Source organism: Sphingomonas sp. LT1P40 (assembly GCF_036663835.1).
Lineage (GTDB): Bacteria > Pseudomonadota > Alphaproteobacteria > Sphingomonadales > Sphingomonadaceae > Sphingomonas.
The window spans coordinates 235,086-251,677 of the sequence record NZ_JAXOJT010000001.1 but is presented as its reverse complement, the minus strand read 5'-3'; the positions used below and the strand labels follow the sequence as shown (position 1 = coordinate 251,677).

Annotated in this window: 18 protein-coding genes; 10 read left to right on the top strand and 8 right to left on the bottom strand. The window is 62.5% G+C overall.

The window, feature by feature from the left end; translation table 11 throughout:
* Positions 1 to 8 precede the first annotated feature (8 nt).
* On the bottom strand, positions 9 to 1,199 hold the full coding sequence (locus U1702_RS01270) for a mechanosensitive ion channel family protein (protein ID WP_332721431.1): 1,191 nt from the start codon (positions 1,197 to 1,199) through the stop codon (positions 9 to 11).
* An 8-nt stretch (positions 1,200 to 1,207) separates the two neighbouring features.
* Entirely contained in the window at positions 1,208 to 2,215 is a 1,008-nt protein-coding gene (locus tag U1702_RS01265; RefSeq protein ID WP_332721430.1) for a DNA topoisomerase IB, read from the bottom strand.
* A 92-nt stretch (positions 2,216 to 2,307) separates the two neighbouring features.
* Here U1702_RS01265 and U1702_RS01260 point away from each other — a divergent pair, with 92 nt between their 5' ends.
* The 3 genes from U1702_RS01260 to U1702_RS01250 are packed head-to-tail and all read left to right on the top strand — an operon-like array spanning position 2,308 to position 4,732.
* Positions 2,308 to 2,862, top strand: coding sequence for a type 1 glutamine amidotransferase domain-containing protein (locus U1702_RS01260; RefSeq protein WP_332721429.1), 555 nt, complete (start codon positions 2,308 to 2,310; stop codon positions 2,860 to 2,862).
* Between the two features lie 57 nt (positions 2,863 to 2,919).
* Positions 2,920 to 3,852: a right-handed parallel beta-helix repeat-containing protein gene (locus U1702_RS01255; protein ID WP_332721428.1), complete on the top strand. Its 933-nt coding sequence runs from the start codon at positions 2,920 to 2,922 to the stop codon at positions 3,850 to 3,852.
* 43 nt (positions 3,853 to 3,895) lie between these two features.
* Positions 3,896 to 4,732 carry a protein NO VEIN domain-containing protein gene (locus U1702_RS01250; protein WP_332721427.1) on the top strand — a complete coding sequence of 279 codons (837 nt, stop codon included), beginning with the start codon at positions 3,896 to 3,898 and terminating at the stop codon, positions 4,730 to 4,732.
* A gap of 20 nt (positions 4,733 to 4,752) precedes the next feature.
* Here U1702_RS01250 and U1702_RS01245 read toward each other — a convergent pair whose 3' ends face one another.
* The 3 genes from U1702_RS01245 to acnA are packed head-to-tail and all read right to left on the bottom strand — an operon-like array spanning position 4,753 to position 8,152.
* Positions 4,753 to 5,109: a hypothetical protein gene (locus U1702_RS01245; protein WP_332721426.1), complete on the bottom strand. Its 357-nt coding sequence runs from the start codon at positions 5,107 to 5,109 to the stop codon at positions 4,753 to 4,755.
* Complete coding sequence (locus U1702_RS01240; RefSeq protein ID WP_332721425.1) at positions 5,106 to 5,474, bottom strand: hypothetical protein; 369 nt, start codon at positions 5,472 to 5,474, stop codon at positions 5,106 to 5,108. Before U1702_RS01240 ends, U1702_RS01245 begins: the two co-directional genes overlap by 4 nt.
* Positions 5,475 to 5,482: 8 nt before the next feature.
* Positions 5,483 to 8,152 carry an aconitate hydratase AcnA gene (gene acnA / locus U1702_RS01235; RefSeq protein WP_332721424.1) on the bottom strand — a complete coding sequence of 890 codons (2,670 nt, stop codon included), beginning with the start codon at positions 8,150 to 8,152 and terminating at the stop codon, positions 5,483 to 5,485.
* Between the two features lie 310 nt (positions 8,153 to 8,462).
* On the opposite strand from acnA, the gene U1702_RS01230 reads away from it, so the two are divergent.
* The 4 genes from U1702_RS01230 (at position 8,463) to U1702_RS01215 (ending at position 12,177) form a co-directional block, all read left to right on the top strand.
* A complete protein-coding gene (locus tag U1702_RS01230) occupies positions 8,463 to 9,734 on the top strand; it encodes an FAD-dependent oxidoreductase (RefSeq protein WP_332721423.1) in 1,272 nt (423 codons plus the stop codon).
* A complete protein-coding gene (locus U1702_RS01225; RefSeq protein WP_332721422.1) occupies positions 9,734 to 10,243 on the top strand; it encodes a cupin domain-containing protein in 510 nt (169 codons plus the stop codon). The genes U1702_RS01230 and U1702_RS01225 overlap by 1 nt, the downstream gene beginning before the upstream one ends.
* Positions 10,244 to 10,512: 269 nt before the next feature.
* Positions 10,513 to 10,977 (top strand): MaoC family dehydratase, encoded by a 465-nt coding sequence (locus tag U1702_RS01220; RefSeq protein ID WP_332721421.1) that lies wholly within the window; start codon positions 10,513 to 10,515, stop codon positions 10,975 to 10,977.
* Positions 10,978 to 11,001: 24 nt separating this feature from the next.
* On the top strand, positions 11,002 to 12,177 hold the full coding sequence (locus U1702_RS01215) for an acetyl-CoA C-acyltransferase (protein ID WP_332721420.1): 1,176 nt from the start codon (positions 11,002 to 11,004) through the stop codon (positions 12,175 to 12,177).
* Between the two features lie 391 nt (positions 12,178 to 12,568).
* Here the strand turns inward: U1702_RS01215 and U1702_RS01210 are convergent, their stop codons facing one another.
* Together U1702_RS01210 and U1702_RS01205 are read right to left on the bottom strand one after the other, a co-directional pair.
* Positions 12,569 to 13,036, bottom strand: a complete 468-nt coding sequence (locus tag U1702_RS01210) for a hypothetical protein (protein ID WP_332721419.1) — start codon at positions 13,034 to 13,036, stop codon at positions 12,569 to 12,571.
* Between the two features lie 66 nt (positions 13,037 to 13,102).
* A complete protein-coding gene (locus U1702_RS01205; protein WP_332721418.1) occupies positions 13,103 to 13,582 on the bottom strand; it encodes an Lrp/AsnC family transcriptional regulator in 480 nt (159 codons plus the stop codon).
* A 108-nt stretch (positions 13,583 to 13,690) separates the two neighbouring features.
* Here U1702_RS01205 and U1702_RS01200 point away from each other — a divergent pair, with 108 nt between their 5' ends.
* From U1702_RS01200 to U1702_RS01190, 3 genes are all read left to right on the top strand, one after another.
* A complete protein-coding gene (locus U1702_RS01200; protein ID WP_332721417.1) occupies positions 13,691 to 14,050 on the top strand; it encodes a VOC family protein in 360 nt (119 codons plus the stop codon).
* 40 nt (positions 14,051 to 14,090) lie between these two features.
* A complete protein-coding gene (locus tag U1702_RS01195) occupies positions 14,091 to 14,462 on the top strand; it encodes a YkvA family protein (protein WP_332721416.1) in 372 nt (123 codons plus the stop codon).
* Between the two features lie 105 nt (positions 14,463 to 14,567).
* On the top strand, positions 14,568 to 15,305 hold the full coding sequence (locus U1702_RS01190) for a hypothetical protein (RefSeq protein ID WP_332721415.1): 738 nt from the start codon (positions 14,568 to 14,570) through the stop codon (positions 15,303 to 15,305).
* 6 nt (positions 15,306 to 15,311) lie between these two features.
* On the opposite strand, the gene U1702_RS01185 is transcribed toward U1702_RS01190, so the two are convergent.
* A complete protein-coding gene (locus U1702_RS01185; RefSeq protein WP_332721414.1) occupies positions 15,312 to 16,541 on the bottom strand; it encodes a polyhydroxyalkanoate depolymerase in 1,230 nt (409 codons plus the stop codon).
* Between the last annotated feature and the right edge of the window lie 51 nt (positions 16,542 to 16,592).

The window sequence follows — 16,592 nt, the reverse complement described above, 5'->3', positions numbered from 1 at the left end:
GATCAGGGTTATCTGACCACCTCCGGCCCACCCTTCTCCGCAAGCTGTGGCTCATCGGGATAAGGCATGATGATCGTGCCGTCGGGGGCTGCGGTATAGGCGGTCTGGGTCGGGTACGGGATGACGATGCCCTCCGCCGCGAATTTGCGCATGATGCCGATCACGACCCTGTCGCGCGCGGCATTGCTACCGGGCACATCGTCGCCCGGCATGTCGAACTCCAGAACGATGTCGATCGAGCTGGCGTTGAACGCCTCGTAACTGGCGCGCGACGGGGTCGCACCCGCCGCCTCGACGATCTCGTTCAGCATTGCGGGAATCGCTTCGAGGACATCGGGCGGCGTCTCATATGCCACGCCGATCACCAGCTTGTTGCGGACATGGTGGCGCGCGGTGATGTTCTGGATTTCCTTGTCCAGCAACTGCTTGTTCGAGATGATCCGCATCTCGCCGGTGAACGCGCGGATACGAGTGGATTTCAGACCGATCGTCTCGACCGTCCCCTTGGTCTGGTCGTAAAAGACCTTGTCGCCGCGTCGGAAAGGCTTGTCGAAGATGATCGCCAGCGCGGCGAACAGGTCGGCGAAGATACCCTGCGCCGCCAGACCGATGGCGATACCGCCGACGCCCAGACCAGCGACCAAACCTGTAACGTTGACGCCCAGATTGTCGAGCACCACGACCAGCGCGATGGCAAACAGCGCAAAGGTGACGAGCAGACGGATCAGGCCAAGCGCCGACAACAGCGCCTCCCCGTGATAATTTTCGCTCTCGGTCTTCTTCTCGATCGCGCCGAGAATGACCTCGCGCGCCCAGATCGCCGCCTGAAACACCGCCGCCAGCGTGAACAGAAAGTCGATCGTTTTGGTCAGCATCTCCGGCGGGTTGGCGTAACCGCCGACCAGCTTCGCCGCGACCATGATGATGAAAAAATGCCCGGTACGCGCGACCGCGCGGCCCAGGATCGTGCCCCACCCGGCCGGGCCGGTCGAATTCTCGCACAATTTCATGCCCCAGCGGCGGAGCAGATGCAGGATGGCGATGATCGCGGCTGCGGCGGCGGCGGCGATGACGATCTGCAGCCAGTGGCTTTGCAGCCAGATCGAGCTGTCGTTGACCAACGTGCGCATCTGCAACTCGATTGCGCTGCCTGAATTGGTTGCCGCCTTGTTCGCGGCGGCGGTGTTGGTGACGGTCATGAAATTCCTCAGGCAGCTTTGGCGGTCGCGCAGTTTGCTTCCAGAAATGCGATCAATCCACGCTCGGCGCGGGAGAGATAGCGTGCCGTGCGCGGCAGGCGAACGGCCTCACGAAACGCGGCCTGCGCCTCACGATCCTTGGCAAGATCGATCAACGCGGGGTGGACGTAGGATTTGCGGGCGATGGCCGGCGTGTTGCCGAGCGCGTCGGTGACGGGTTCCAGCATCGATTTCAAATCGACATAGCCATCAGACGTCGCCAACGCCTCAAATGCAATCGCGCTCGCCCCCCAGGTGCGGAAATGCTTGGCGGTGAAATCCTCGTTCATGGCTTCGCGGATATAGTCGTTCACATCTGTTGAAGTCACCGGGTGGCATTCGCCGGCATCGTCCATCCAGCGAAACAGATGCTGGCCGGGCAGATCCTGCACCTTCTTCACGAACGACAAAAGGCTGTTGTCGGTGATGGTCAGCACCCGCACGCGACCCGATTTGGCGCGGTATTGCAGCTTCAGCGTCTTGCCTTCCAGCTTGGCGTGACGCTTGCGCAGGGTGGTTGCGCCGTAGCTCTTGTTGGTCGCGGCATATTGCTCGTTACCGACACGGACATGCCCCAAGTCGAGCAGGCGAACGACCGCCGCGACGGCGCGCTCCTTCGACAGCGAGCGCTTGCGCAAGTCTGTCTCGATCCGCGCGCGCAATTTCGGGAGGCGAAGGCCGAATAGCGGGCAGCGATCATATTTTGCTGCCTCCTGCGCCGCACGGAAATCGAGATGATAGCGATATTGCTTGCGCCCGCGATCGTCGATGCCGGTGGCTTGCAGATGGCCATTGGGGTGCGGGGAGTACCACGCATCGCGATACGCCGGGGGCAGGCCGACGGCGTTGAGCCGGTCGATCTCCTCGCGATCGGTGATGCGGTCGCCCTTGGCGTCCCAATAACCCCATCCATGCCGCATCTTCTTGCGGGTGATGCCGGGTTGGCTGTCGTCGAAAAAACGGAGTGCCCTCGTCATGCCGGGATGAATGCGCATCCCGCCGCATCGTTCCGGAACTGTCGCGTGAGGCGGCGGTTAGGAGAGGCAAGTCCCCAATCAGGAGAATGACAATGGCCGACCTTTCCACGGCGCGTGTGCTGATGATCGCCACCGACGGTTTCGAGGAATCCGAGCTGATGAAGCCGCGTCAGGCGCTGCTCGATGCGGGCGCCTCGGTGACGCTGGCATCGCTCAAGTTGGACCCGATCCAGGGCGAGAGCGGCGGCGAAAAGGGCGCGACGATCACGCCGGACATGCTGGTCAGTGACGTCGACACCGACGATTTCGACGCGCTGGTGTTGCCCGGCGGTGTCGGCAACCCGGACAAGCTGCGCATGGACGAACGAACAGTGGAGATCGTCGAGGATTTCTTCGATGCCGACAAGACGATAGCCGCGATCTGTCATGCGCCATGGCTGCTGGTCGAGGCCGATATCGTCGATGGAAAGCGCGTGACGAGCTGGCCATCGCTGCGCACCGATCTGGAGAATGCCGGCGCGACTGTCGTGGACGAGGAAGTCGTCGTGGACGAGAATCTGATTACCAGCCGCAATCCGGACGATATTCCCGCGTTCATTGAAGCGATCAAGGCGGCACTGACGAAGGAGCTGGAAACGGCGGATTAGTAACCCGGCGGTGACATCTGGACGCGCATAAGCCTCCGCAAATCGCCGGAGTTCCTTATGCGCCTTCCCCTGATGTTCGCCGCCCTGCTGCTCACCACCGCGCCCGCTTTGCCCCAAGGGCAGAGCGCTCCCTTTACCGTAACAGAAACCGGCCGGTCGTTCGCTTCGCTTCAGGAGGCGGTATCAGCGATTGGCGAAGGACGCGGGACGATCCGCATCGCGCCTGGCAAATACGGCGAATGCGCGGTGCAGGAGGCGGGCGAGATCGCTTTCGTCTCACAGGTTCCCGGCAGGGCGGTGTTCGATCGGGCGATTTGCGAGGGCAAAGCGACATTGGTGCTGCGCGGACGCAGCGCGCGCGTCGATGGCATCGTGTTCATGCGGACTTTGGTGGAGGATGGCAATGGCGCGGGCATCCGGCTGGAGATGGGCGATCTGCACGTGTCCAACGCGATGTTCATCGACGGTCAGTGCGGTATCCTGTCCGCCAGCGACCCACGCGGGTCGATTATGGTCGAGCGATCGACCTTTGCCGGCCTTGGCAAGGACCCGACCGGCAGCGGCGCGCACGCGATGTATATCGGTGCCTATGGATCGGTGCGGATCGTGCAGTCGCGGTTCGAGCGCGGCACGGGCGGCCATTATGTGAAGGTACGCGCGCCACGCGTTGAAATCCTGGATTCCAGCTTCGACGACAGTCAGGGGCGCAACACCAATTATGCGATCGACCTGTCGAACGGGGCGAGCGGTCGCATCGCGGGCAATTCGTTCGAGCAGGGACCGAACAAGGACAATTACGGGACGATGATCGCGGTGGCGGCAGAGGGGGTCAAACACAGCTCCGCCGGGCTGGTGATCGAAGGCAACAAGGCGTGGCTGTCGCCGGGGTTCAAGGAAAGCACGACCTTCGTCGGCAACTGGTCGCGCGATGCGGTGACAGTGCGGGGCAACGAACTGGCCGACCGGATCGCGGTGATGGCGCGGCGGTAGTTATGGGTCTTTGCTTTCCGGCATCTGAACCTAATCTGGCGCTATGGCGGGTGAAGACTGGAGCGCTCAGGAGATTGAGGAGACCGTCGCGGATTATTTCGTGATGCTCGCCAACGATTTGCGTGGTAATCCGTATAACAAGACCGCACACCGCCAAGTACTGATGCAGCGGGTTATGCGATCGAACGGTTCGATCGAGTTCAAGCATCAGAATATCAGCGCCGTCTTGATGGGACTGGGTCAACCATGGATCACCGGGTACAAGCCCGCATCCAATTTTCAGGCGGCGCTGGTCGATGCGGTTTGGCAAAAGCTAAACCACTTTGAGGTGCCGCTCGGCCCATATCGGCATGTGACAGGTGACAACCGAGTCCGCGACGAGGCTGGGACATTGTGGGTCGGCCCGCCGCCAACTTTCAGCAACCAGCCGCCCTTGCTGGACATCGCCAAGATTACCGCGATTGCACAGAAATTCGATGTCGCTGAACGCGACGCGCGGAATCGGGAACTTGGTCGGGCCGGTGAGGAGCGCATTTTTGCACACGAGTGCGCAGTGTTGAAAGCAGCAGGAATGACCGAACTGGCGCGGCGCGTTCGATGGACTTCGCAAGAGGATGGCGATGGTGCGGGATACGACATTGCGAGCTTCGAGCCTGACGGGACGCCGCGTCAGATCGAGGTAAAGACAACCAATGGCTGGGAGCGCACGCCGTTCCACCTGACTCGCAACGAGGTCGCGGTTGCCGAAGCAAACCGTGAAACCTGGCACCTTGTCAGGCTATGGAATTTCGCCCGTGAGCCTCAGGCGTTTTCGATCCGTCCACCGCTCGCCCGACATGTCGAACTGACGCCGACAAGCTTTCTCGCGCAACTTCATTGAGAGCACGAAACCAACTCTGGTTATCCGCAGACCATCCTGAACGCCGGGTCTTTCGCCGGGTTGGGCAGCTTCTGACGCGGGCGTTTGCCGAGCGGGAACACCCGTTCGCGTTGCATCTTCCCTTTGGCGAAGGCGCGTTGCGCGCGGAGTTCGGTAATCCCGGCCTGACAGTGCATCGCCACCACGCCGATCACCGCGCCGGGCATGCCCAGCGACGTCGTGCGGGTGCGGAACACCCGCCACGGCCCGTCACGCTTGACGCTGTCGAGGTCGATCGAGAGCGAGGCGTTGGCCCCGCCCGGTACCTGACGCCAGCGTTCGGCGATCGCGGGTGCAGCGGTAAGCAGGACAACGGCGATGACGGTTAGACGGATCATGTCAGCGGCTTTCCGTCGCAGACAAAGTTCAACAGGCGCTTGGCCAGCGGATCGTCGAGCTTCATCGGCATGCGGTCCTGCTCGGCGATCTCGGTGACCTTCCCGGCCTTTCCGTTTTTCACCACGGTGAGGCGGATCATCCATGCGCGCTGCTTCGCGCAAGCAAAGGATATGTCGATCCATACGTCACTTGTGCCGGACGTCTCCGCCGTGTCGAGCAAGCGGATGACCTTCTCGCCGTTCTCGTCGCGCAGACTGGTCGGGTCGATGAACACCGGATTCTGTCCGGGCTTCTGAAACCACACCCAAGGCGCACCCGGCTCACGGTCGAGGCACAGCCCCGCCGCGAGGATCGGGAGCGCCATGGCGCAGATCATTTTGCCAGATTCCGCAGCACATACTGAAGGATGCCACCATTGAGGAAATATTCCAGCTCGTTGACCGTATCGATCCGGCAGCGGGTCAGGAACGTTTCGACCGAACCATCGGCACGGGTCAGCTTGACCTCGACATCCTGACGCGGGCGGATCTGCGCGACGCCGGTGATGGTGAAGGTCTCGCTGCCGTCCAGCTTCAGCGTCTGGCGGGTCACACCGTCGGCGAACTGGAGCGGGATGACGCCCATGCCGACGAGGTTCGAGCGGTGAATCCGTTCGAAGCTTTCGGTGATGACCGCGCGCACGCCGAGCAGATTGGTGCCCTTTGCCGCCCAGTCGCGCGACGAGCCGGTACCATATTCCTTGCCCGCGACGATCACGAGCGGGGTGCCGTCGGCCTTGTGACGCATCGCGGCGTCGTAGATCGGCATGGTCTCACCCTGATAGGATGTCATGCCGCCCTCGATTCCGGGGACCATTTCGTTCTTGATGCGGATATTGGCGAAGGTGCCGCGCACCATGACATTGTCGTTGCCGCGACGTGCGCCATAGCTGTTGAAGTCGGACTTGCTGACCTGACGCTCCATCAGCCACTTGCCGGCGGGGCTGTCGGCCTTGATCGAGCCTGCGGGCGAGATGTGGTCGGTGGTGATCGAATCACCCAGGATCGCCAGCGGCTTCGCCTCGATGATGTCGGCGACCGGCACCGGGTCCATCGTCATGCCCTCGAAATAGGGCGGGTTGGCGATGTAGGTGGAGGCGGCAGGCCAGCTATAGGTGTCCGACCCCTCGATCGCGATCTTCTGCCAATGCGTGTCGCCCAGATAGACATTGCCGTAGCGCGCCTTGAACATGCCGGAGTCGATGTTCGCGGCCATGACCGAAGCAATCTCGTCGTTGGTCGGCCAGATGTCCTTCAGGTAAACCGGGCCATCGGTGCCTTCCCCGATCGGACATTCGATCATGTCTTCGGTCACCGTGCCCTTGATCGCATAGGCGACCACCAGAGGCGGCGAGGCGAGGAAGTTGGCGCGGACGTCGGCCGACACGCGGCCCTCGAAATTGCGGTTGCCCGACAGGACGCTGGCGGCGACGATGTCGTTGCCGTTGATCGCATCGCTGATCGGTTGAGCCAAGGGACCGGAGTTGCCGATGCAGGTGGTGCAGCCATAGCCGACCAGGTTGAAGCCGATCGCATCAAGGTCTTCGGACAGGCCGGCCTTGTTCAAATAGTCGGTGACGACCTGTGATCCGGGGGCAAGCGAAGTTTTGACCCATGGTTTGCGCGTCAGACCCTTGGCGCGGGCTTTGCGGGCGACAAGACCCGCCGCGATCAGGACCGACGGGTTGGAGGTGTTGGTACAGCTGGTGATCGCGGCGATGACGACGTCGCCATCGCCGATATCGTGTCCCGCGCCCTCTACGGCCACGCGATGGCTGTTCTCACGGTTATAGACCTTGAACAAGTCGCCGTTGAACACCTCGTCGACCTTGCTCAGCGAGACGCGATCCTGCGGGCGCTTCGGCCCGGCGAGCGACGCGGTAACGGTCGCCATGTCGAGTTCGAGCGTGTCGGTGAAGATCGGGTCGGCGGCATCGTCCAACCGCCACATGCCCTGCGCACGGCAATAGGCTTCGACCAGTTCGACGGTCGCTTCGTCGCGGCCGGTGAGACGCATATATTCGAGCGTCCGGTCGTCGATCGGGAAGAAGCCGCAGGTCGCACCATATTCCGGCGCCATGTTGGCGATGGTCGCGCGATCCGCCAGCGTCATCGCGGCGAGACCGGGGCCGTAAAACTCAACGAAGCGACCGACCACGCCCTTGGCCCGCAGCATCTGAGTGACCGTCAGCACCAGATCGGTGGCGGTGATGCCCTCCTGCATCTTGCCGGTCAGTTTGAACCCGACGACTTCGGGGATCAGCATCGACACCGGCTGACCCAGCATCGCCGCCTCAGCCTCGATCCCGCCGACGCCCCAGCCGAGCACGCCCAGGCCGTTTATCATCGTAGTGTGGCTGTCGGTGCCGACCAATGTGTCAGGATAGGCGATCGTCGCGCCGTCCGTCGCCTGCGATGTCCATACGGCGTCGCCGATATATTCCAGATTTACCTGATGGCAGATGCCCGTGCCGGGCGGCACGACCTTGAAATTGTCGAGCGCCTTCGATCCCCATTTCAGGAATTCGTAACGCTCGATATTGCGCTGATACTCCAGATCGACATTGTCGGTGAACGCCTTTGGCGTGCCGAATTCGTCGACCATGACCGAGTGGTCGATGACCAGATGGACGGGAACCTGCGGATTGATCTTGGCCGGATTGCCGCCCAACTTGGTGATCGCGTCGCGCATCGCCGCCAGATCGACGACGCAGGGCACGCCGGTGAAATCCTGCATCAGAACGCGCGCCGGACGATACTGGATCTCGCGGTCGGAACGCGCGTCCTGCTGCCAGTCGACCAGCGCTTGCGCGTCGGCTGTGGTGACGGTCGAGCCATCCTCGAAACGGAGCATATTCTCCAGCAGCACCTTCATGCTGAACGGCAGGCGGCTGATGTCGCCAAGCTTCGCCGCAGCTTTGGTCAGGCTGTAGAAGCTGTATTCCTTGCCGCCGACATTGAGGGTGTCGCGTGTTCCGAGGCTGTCCTGACCGATGGCTGTCATGCGTGCGGGTTCCCTTATCCCAATCTGTGTCGCGCCGGAGCTGCGTTGGGGAGAGCGGCGTGAAGCCGCACGGGGACGCGCCGGTGCTGCGAATGCTTTAGATTCGTGGAGGCCGATAGCAGGGGGCCGGGAGTTGGGGAAGAGGAGACACCCATGCTTTGGCGTTCGGGGTGCTTACCCGAGCCATCCACTATTTTACCCGTCAGCGCCGTAGCGACGAGCGCCGGGAAGCGCTTCTATTGTTGATGGGTAAATGGGCGCGGTGCGGCAGCCGTGACCGGCTTGATCGGGCGTACCGAGGGAGTGGCGAATGACAGATGCGGGTCGTGAGCAGAATTTCACGCTACCTGTTTCAAGGCGGCATTTGCTGGGCGGGATGGCGACGGCGGGCGCGTTGACGGTTTCGGCGGCACCGGCGGCGGCGCGACGGGCACGCAAGTCGACCGGGGCGTGGGACTTCATCGTGGTCGGCGCAGGCGTGTTCGGCGCATGGACCGCGTGGAATTTGCAGCGCAAGGGGCAGAAGGTGCTGCTGCTCGATGCGTGGGGACCGGCGCATTCGCGGTCGTCTTCGGGCGGAGAGACGCGGCTGATCCGCACCGAATATGCGGGCAATGCGCTCTATACCGGCTGGGCGTGGGACTCGCTGGCGGAATGGCACCAGCTGTCGAAGCGGCATGAGAGCCCGATCTTTCACGAGACCGGGGCGCTGTACATTTACCCTGAGGATAGCGCGAAGATCGATGCGAGCATCGCGATCCAGCGCGGCCTGGGCATTCCGATCGAGAAACTGGGCGTGACGGCGATGGCGACGCGCTGGCCGCAGATCCGGTTCGACGGGATCGCGGTGGGGGTGATGCAGCCGACGATGGGCGCGCTGATGGCGCGGCGGTCCGTGCAGAATCTGGTGGGCGAGTTCGTCAAGGCGGGCGGTGAATACCGGCAATTCGCGGTGGATGCGCCGCGATCCGACAATGCGGCGCTGGAGTCGATCACCGGGACCGGCGGCGAAACGCTGACGGCCGGGCGGTTCGTGTTCGCGTGCGGGCCGTGGTTGCCGAAGCTGTTTCCGGACGTGGTCGGCGGGCGGATCGTGCCGACGCGGCAGGATGTGTTCTTCTTTGCGCCCGAGGCCGGCGACCTGCGGTTCGAGGCGGCGAATTTTCCGGCATGGGTCGATGTGAGCAGCCCGGACCTGCATTACGGCTTTCCCGATATCGAGAGCCGCGGGTTCAAGGTCGCGCTCGACAAACATGGTCCGAGTTTCGACCTCGACGGATTCGACCGGCGGATCACCGATGCGGCACTGCGCGATGTGCGGGCCTATCTGGCGCGACGCTTTCCCGACCTGGCCAAGCGGCCGTTGGCGGAATCGCGGGTCTGCCAATATGAGAATAGCGACAATGGCCATTTGCTGATCGACCGCCATCCGGGGTGGAGCAACGCCTGGATTGTGGGCGGCGGCAGCGGGCATGGGTTTAAACATGGCCCGGCGCTGGGCCGCTATGTCAGCGATCTGGTGCTGGGGACGGGCAAGGCCGAACCGGCATTCGTGCTGACGGCGCACAAGGTGCATGGGTGATGAGCAAGAAGATCAACCGCCGAAACGCAATTGCCGCTGCGGGGACCTGTTTCGCAATGCTGAGTCAGCGGGCGCTGGCGACGGGAACGCCGGTCGCGTCGAAACCAACGGCGACCTTCACCAGGGATAGTGAAACCACAGGGATGCGCGAAGTCGCGGGCATCCATCAGGGCAAGGGCAAGGGCCGGATCAAATGGTTCCGCTTTGCCAACGAGCCATGGCCCGCGCATTTCATGATTTATGACTTGGAACCCGGCGCGAGCGAGGGGGTGCATGTCCATTTCCTCGACGACCGCAACAAGGAGGGGGCGTTCGACGAATATTATTACATCATGAGCGGTCGGGGGCAGATGGAGATCGACGGGGCGATCGTGCCGGTGAAAGCGGGCGACCATATCCACACCCCGCTGGAAGTGGCGCATGGCGTGGAGAACACCCACCCGACCGAGCGGCTGCGCGTGTTCCTGACGTTCATCGCGCGGGCGGGGAAACCCTATCCGCTGGGCTGATCGCGCCGATCGGCAAATGCTGCGGGTGTTGCTGCCAAACCGACGCTATGCGTCCCCTTCCTCCTTGACAGGTCACCCGGCCGATTCCGGAACATACCGACGATCGTCACGCCGAAGGCCAGCCTCCAAATATATTTCGAATATCGGGTTTGGAATTTGACCGCTCACATTACCCTGCGGAAATCCTGTTTTTCGCGTTTGCAGTAGGCCCCCTCTTGCCGTTTGCGGGGGGTTGCGCCTACATGCCGATAAATGCGAGGAGAGCCGCAATGGCCGAAGGCGAGACGATCACGATCCAGCAACTCGCCGCCCGTGTGGGTGAGGAGCGGGTGTCGGGCTGGGTCGAGGTGACGCAGGCCATGATCGACAAGTTCGCCGACGCGACCGGCGATCACCAGTTTATCCACATCGATCCCGTAAAGGCCGCGATGACCCCGTTCGGTGGCACCATCGCGCACGGTTTCCTGACCCTCTCGCTGATGCCGCTGCTAAATCAGAAAACGCCACAGCCCCGGATCGAGGGCGTGAAGATGGGCGTCAACTATGGCGGCAACAAAGTCCGATTCCTGACTCCGGTCCGCTCCGGCAAGCGCGTGCGCGGTCGCTTCAAGACGCTCGAACTGGTCGAGAAACGCCCCGGCCAGTGGCAGCAGACCACCGAACTGACCATCGAGATCGAGGGCGAGGCCAAGCCCGCGCTGATCGCCGAATGGATCGGGCAGATTTTCGTCTGACACTTTCGCAAAGGACAGCTTCAAATGCGCTCTGCCGTCATCGTTTCCACCGCCCGCACTCCCATCGGCCGCGCCTATCGCGGTGCGTTCAACGCGCTCCCGGCCCAGACGCTCGCCGCCCGCTCGATCGAGGCCGCAGTCGCGCGCGCCGGGATCGACGGTGGTGAAGTGCAGGATGTCGTCTTCGGCGCCGCGCTGCAACAGGGGCATCAGGCGGGCAACATCGCGCGTCAGGCGGCGTTGCGTGCGGGCCTCCCGACCAGCGTCTCCGGCATGTCGGTCGATCGCCAGTGCGCGTCGGGCCTGATGGCGATCGCCACCGCCGCCAAGCAGATCATCGTCGACAATATGGACATCACCATCGGCGGCGGCGTGGAGAGCATTTCGCTGGTCCAGACGCCGCAGATGCGCGTCGCGATGGACCCCGAACTGCTGGCGATGCACGGCGACGTGTACATGCCGATGCTCCAGACCGCCGAGGTCGTCGCCAAGCGCTATAACATCAGCCGCGACGTGCAGGACGAATATGGCTTCCAGTCGCAACAGCGCACCGCCGCCGCACAGGCTGCGGGCAAGTTCGACGACGAGATCGTCCCCGTCACCGCGACGATGAACATCGTCAACAAGGAGACGAAGGAAGTCACGCAAAAGGAAGTGACGCTGACCAAGGACGAGGGCAACCGGCCCGAGACCACGCTGGAAGGGCTGAAGTCGCTGGGCACCGTGCTGCCCGACGGCACCGTGACCGCTGGTAACGCATCGCAGCTGTCCGACGGCAGCTCGTCGAGCGTGCTGATGGAGGAGAAGCTTGCGGAGAAGCGCGGCCTGACCCCGCTGGGCCGCTATGTCGGCATGGCCGTCGCGGGCACCAAGCCGGACGAGATGGGTATCGGCCCGGTGTTCGCCATCCCTGCCCTGCTGGAGCGCTTCAACCTCAAGATGGACGATATCGGTCTGTGGGAGCTGAACGAGGCGTTCGCCGTGCAGGTGCTGTATTGCCGCGACAAGCTCGGCATCCCCAACGAGCTCCTCAACGTCAATGGCGGCTCGATCTCGATCGGCCACCCTTACGGCATGACCGGTGCCCGCTGCACCGGCCACGCGCTGATCGAGGGCAAGCGTCGCGGTGCGAAATATGTCGTCGTGACGATGTGTGTCGGCGGCGGCATGGGCGCGGCCGGGTTGTTCGAGGTGTTGTGAGCTTGTTAGGGCCACGATGATCTGCCGTGATCCTTGAATATTAGGACATTTGGTGCTATAGAAAATGCGCAAGTGTCACGGGTTCTCCTTGTGATATGGGCCTCGACCGTTGCAGCGGTCGAGGCCCAAATCGTTTGGGGCTCAGGTTGCAGCCCGAGCCCCTCCCGTTGTGCCCTACTTGGAGCGCGCGACTTCGATCACCTTGAGAACCAAGGTGCCGAAGGCGAACAACACGCCAAGCAAGAGGCACACGTCTGCAAGTGACACGAGTTACCTCCTTTGTGATCGACGGCTAGCTGCCGCCGCGATCATTCTGCACATTTTGAACCCGAGGTCGCCATGAACTATTTCAGGTCAAATCGCGTAATGACCTCACTCGTCAGTCCGCTGCCTACTTCACCCGCGTAAAATAATTCGTCCGCATGATCGGCTGGCCATCCTTGCCGAAATAGACCGCCGTCTCGATCATCGTCTTGCCGTCCGGTGCTGCCACATAGATACGCGTCGAGGCTGGGATCCCGCCCTTGGCCAGCGCCATAATCATCACATTGGGTTCCGGCATCCGCGCTGCGGACGTATCCGCCTCGAAATTGCCCGTGACCGGCGCTGGCGTGCCGTCGAGCGTGAGCACGCTCTCCGCGACGTTCTTCGATCCATCCTTCAGCACCACATCGACATTAGTCTTCCACTTGCCCCCGCCCGCATCGCTATAGGTGATCGTCACGCTCGTCGGCCGCGCCTCGGGCGGGATCGGAAGCCGTGACACATCGACGGTCCAGCTACCCAGCAACGGCGACGGCGTTTGCGCCACGGCTGGTGCTGCGGAGATCGCGGCGGTAAACAACAGTAGCTCAGTCAACGTTTTCATATCCACCTCGCCGCCTGCTCAAAGACGATATGATACATTGTCGCACACTCCGCGCAATCAATCGATCGGCAGCGTCAGCCCAACCTTGGTGCGGCTCATCACTACGGACGTGCGGAAACGCCGCACATTCTCGTCGCCAAAGAACAATCGCCGGGTCAGTTCCTCGAAATCCGCCATGTCGCGCGCGACGCACACCAGCGCGAAATCCGCCTCGCCCGTCACATAATAGCATTGTTGGACATGGGGTTCGCGCACCGCCTTGCGGCGAAAAGCGTCGAGCTGGTCGATCCGGTCGCGTTCCAGTTCGACCATGATGATGAAGGTCATGCCGAAACCCAGTACGCCGGGATCGAGCACCGCCATTTCGCGCACGATCGCCCCGCTCTCGCGCAGCCGCCGCAACCGCCGCTGGACCGATGCCGGTGACAGGCCGGTGTCGTCGGCCAGAAGGTTGATCGCCACCCCGCTATCGGCTTGCAACAACGACAGTAATCGCCGGTCCTGCGGGTCCAGATCAACCGTCATGATCGATTTCACTCAATTATTGCGCCTTTCTGATCGATTACGATCGAAATTTACGTCGATGATGCATGCTCTGCATGCGGTTTCGGCATTATCTGCACGTCTCCACGCAAGGAGACAAGCATGCTCGACCATCTCGAAATCAAGACCCCCGATCTCGCCCGCAATTTGCACTTCTACACGGTCTTGCTCGCGCCGCTCGGCTATCGCCAGATGGTGGATGGCGTGGCCAAGGGCTTTGGCGACGGCACGCGGCTCGATTTCTTCCTGACCGAGGGCGAAGCCTCGGCGAACGTGCATTTTGCCTTCACCGCGCCCGATCGCCGTGCGGTCGACGCGATTTATGCGATCGGGCGCAGGGCCGGTTTCACGCTCGACCGCGAACCCGCGCTCGCCCCGCACATCCACCCGAATTATTATGCCGGCTATCTGCGCGATCCCGACGACCGGCTGATCGAGTTCGTCTGCCACCAGCCGGGATGAGCAACTTGACGCGGCGGACGTGGTGCCACATCGCTCGGCCATGGCGAAACAATCCCTGGGCCACCGTATCCGTGTGGAGGCGCACGCCGTCTGGCTCGCCGTCCGCGATCCGCGCACGCCCTGGTACGCAAAGGCGCTGGGGTTACTCGTCGCCGCCTATGCGCTGTCGCCGATCGACCTGATCCCGGATTTCATTCCCGTCATCGGCCTGCTCGACGATGCGATCCTGATACCGGCGGGCGTATGGCTGTTCGCCCGCCTCGTCCCCGCCGCCCTGCTCTCCGAACACCGCGCCACCGCCGAAGCTGCCGCCGAGCGCCCGGTCAGCAAATGGGGCGTGTTGATCGTCGTCGCGATGTGGGCGCTGATCGCGGTGCTGACCTATGAATTTGTGATGCTGGGCTATGACTAACGGGTAAGCGATTGCGATTGGCCGAGGTTGCTGCAATCGTCACGCCAACCGGGGGTGGGGCGAATGGTATTCTTGCGATTACAGCGCGGGTTGCGATCCGAGCGCGTGGGCAAGTTTGCGCGCGAGGTCGGCGGCGTCGTTCTAGGCGTGTTGATCGCCCTCGGGTTCGGTGCGATCGCAACCGAAATCGGCTGGCGGTTCGAGGTAAGCGGCGCCCGACAGGCGGTACGCTATGAAATCGTGGGCAATCGCAATCTGGCTCGCGAGCGCTCTGCCGTAAGGTCCTGCGTCGATCGTCGCCTGGATGAACTGGCTGCGATCCTCGCCGAAGCGTCCCGCACGCGTCGTCTCCCGCCTGTCGGGGCGATCCACAGTCCTGGCCGACCCGGATGGAGCTCGGTCGCCTGGAAGAGTTTCCAATCCGCCCAGACCGCCACGCATTTTCCACCCAAGGAGTTTCTGGCGCTCAACAACTATTACAACTGGATCGATGATTATGACCGGATGACCGATTCGGACGCGCAGGCGTGGCAGACGCTGGCAATGTTCGTCGGGCCGGGGCGCCCGCTGGACGCAACGACGGAGGGTGAACTCTACGCGGCGCTCAGCAACGCGCGATACTCGAATGCCAGGCTCGGCCGTTCTCTCGATTGGTTTGACGGCATTCTTGCGAGAAGCGGCCTGCCGGCCGACTATGCGAAAACGGACGATGCCGGCACAACCACCGTCCCGCTGCGCCTGATCTGCCAACCGATTGGCATAACGATCCCGAAAACCTATGGGCAAGAGGTGTGGCTGGGCCAGGGCCGGACGATGAAGGCAAGGGTACCCGCCGACAAATAGGCGCGATCAGCTATGCGTCGTGATCCATTCTTCCAGCACCGGCGCAATCCGGGTGCGCCATTTGCTGCCGTTGAAGATGCCATAATGGCCGACGTCCGGCGCCATGTGATATTTCTTCATGTCCGGCGTCAGGCCGGTCGAGATGGTCAGCGCCGCCTTGGTCTGGCCCAGCCCCGAAATATCGTCATTCTCGCCCTCCACAGCCAAGATTGCGGTATCGGTGATCGCGGCGGGATCGACCCGCTTGCCGCGATGCATCATCTTGCCCTCGGGCAGGGCATGCGTCTGAAACACGACATCGATCGTCTGCAGGTAGAATTCGGCGGTCATGTCGCAAACCGAGCGATATTCCTCATAGAATTTCATCGTCGAATCGGCGCTTTCGTCATCGCCCTTCACCAGATGCTTGAACATGTCCCAATGCGAATTCATGTGGCTGCCCAGATTCATCGTCATAAACCCGGCGAGTTGCAGGAAGCCCGGATAGACGCGGCGTCCGGCACCGGCATAAGTGGCCGGGATCGTCGCAATGACATTCTGCTCGAACCAGCTATGCGGCCGCTCGGTCGCCAGCGTATTGACCGCCGTCGGTGCCTCGCGCGTGTCGATAGGCCCGCCCATCATCGTCAATGTGCGCGGACGGTTGGGATGCTTGTCGGCGTTCATCACCGCGACGGCGGCATAGACCGGCACCGATGGCTGGCACACCGCCAGCACATGTGGACGCGCATCGCCCTCCGCGCCTATCGCTGCCAGAAACTCGATCACGTAATCGACATAATCGTCGAGGTCGAAGCGCCCGTCCGACAGCGGCACCAGCTTCGCATCGCGCCAGTCGGTGATGTAAATATCCGCCATCGGCAGCATCCGCTCAACCGTCCCGCGCAGCAGTGTGGCGTAATGGCCGGACATCGGCGCGACGATCAGCAGTTTCGGCCCGCCGTCCACACCCTCGCGCACGAATCGCTTGAGCTGCCCGAACGGCTTGCGCAGCACGATCTCTTCGTGAACCGCGACCAGCTTGCCGTCGATGGTGGTCGAATGCAGCCCGAATTCCGGCTTGCCGCGCGGCGCGGAGGCGTGCGCGAACACTTCCAGCGCGGACGCGATGATCGGACCGCCACCGAAATAAGCGAATGGATTCGCAGGGTTATTGAGCAGTCCGGCCCCAAAATTGGCCATTGCGCTGGCGCCCGCAAGCATCGAGCGCTGAAGTTCATAGGCGTTATACAACATTGGCAATCAGTTTCCCTGCCCCGCTATGCCGCATGACAACGGTGGCAGGGT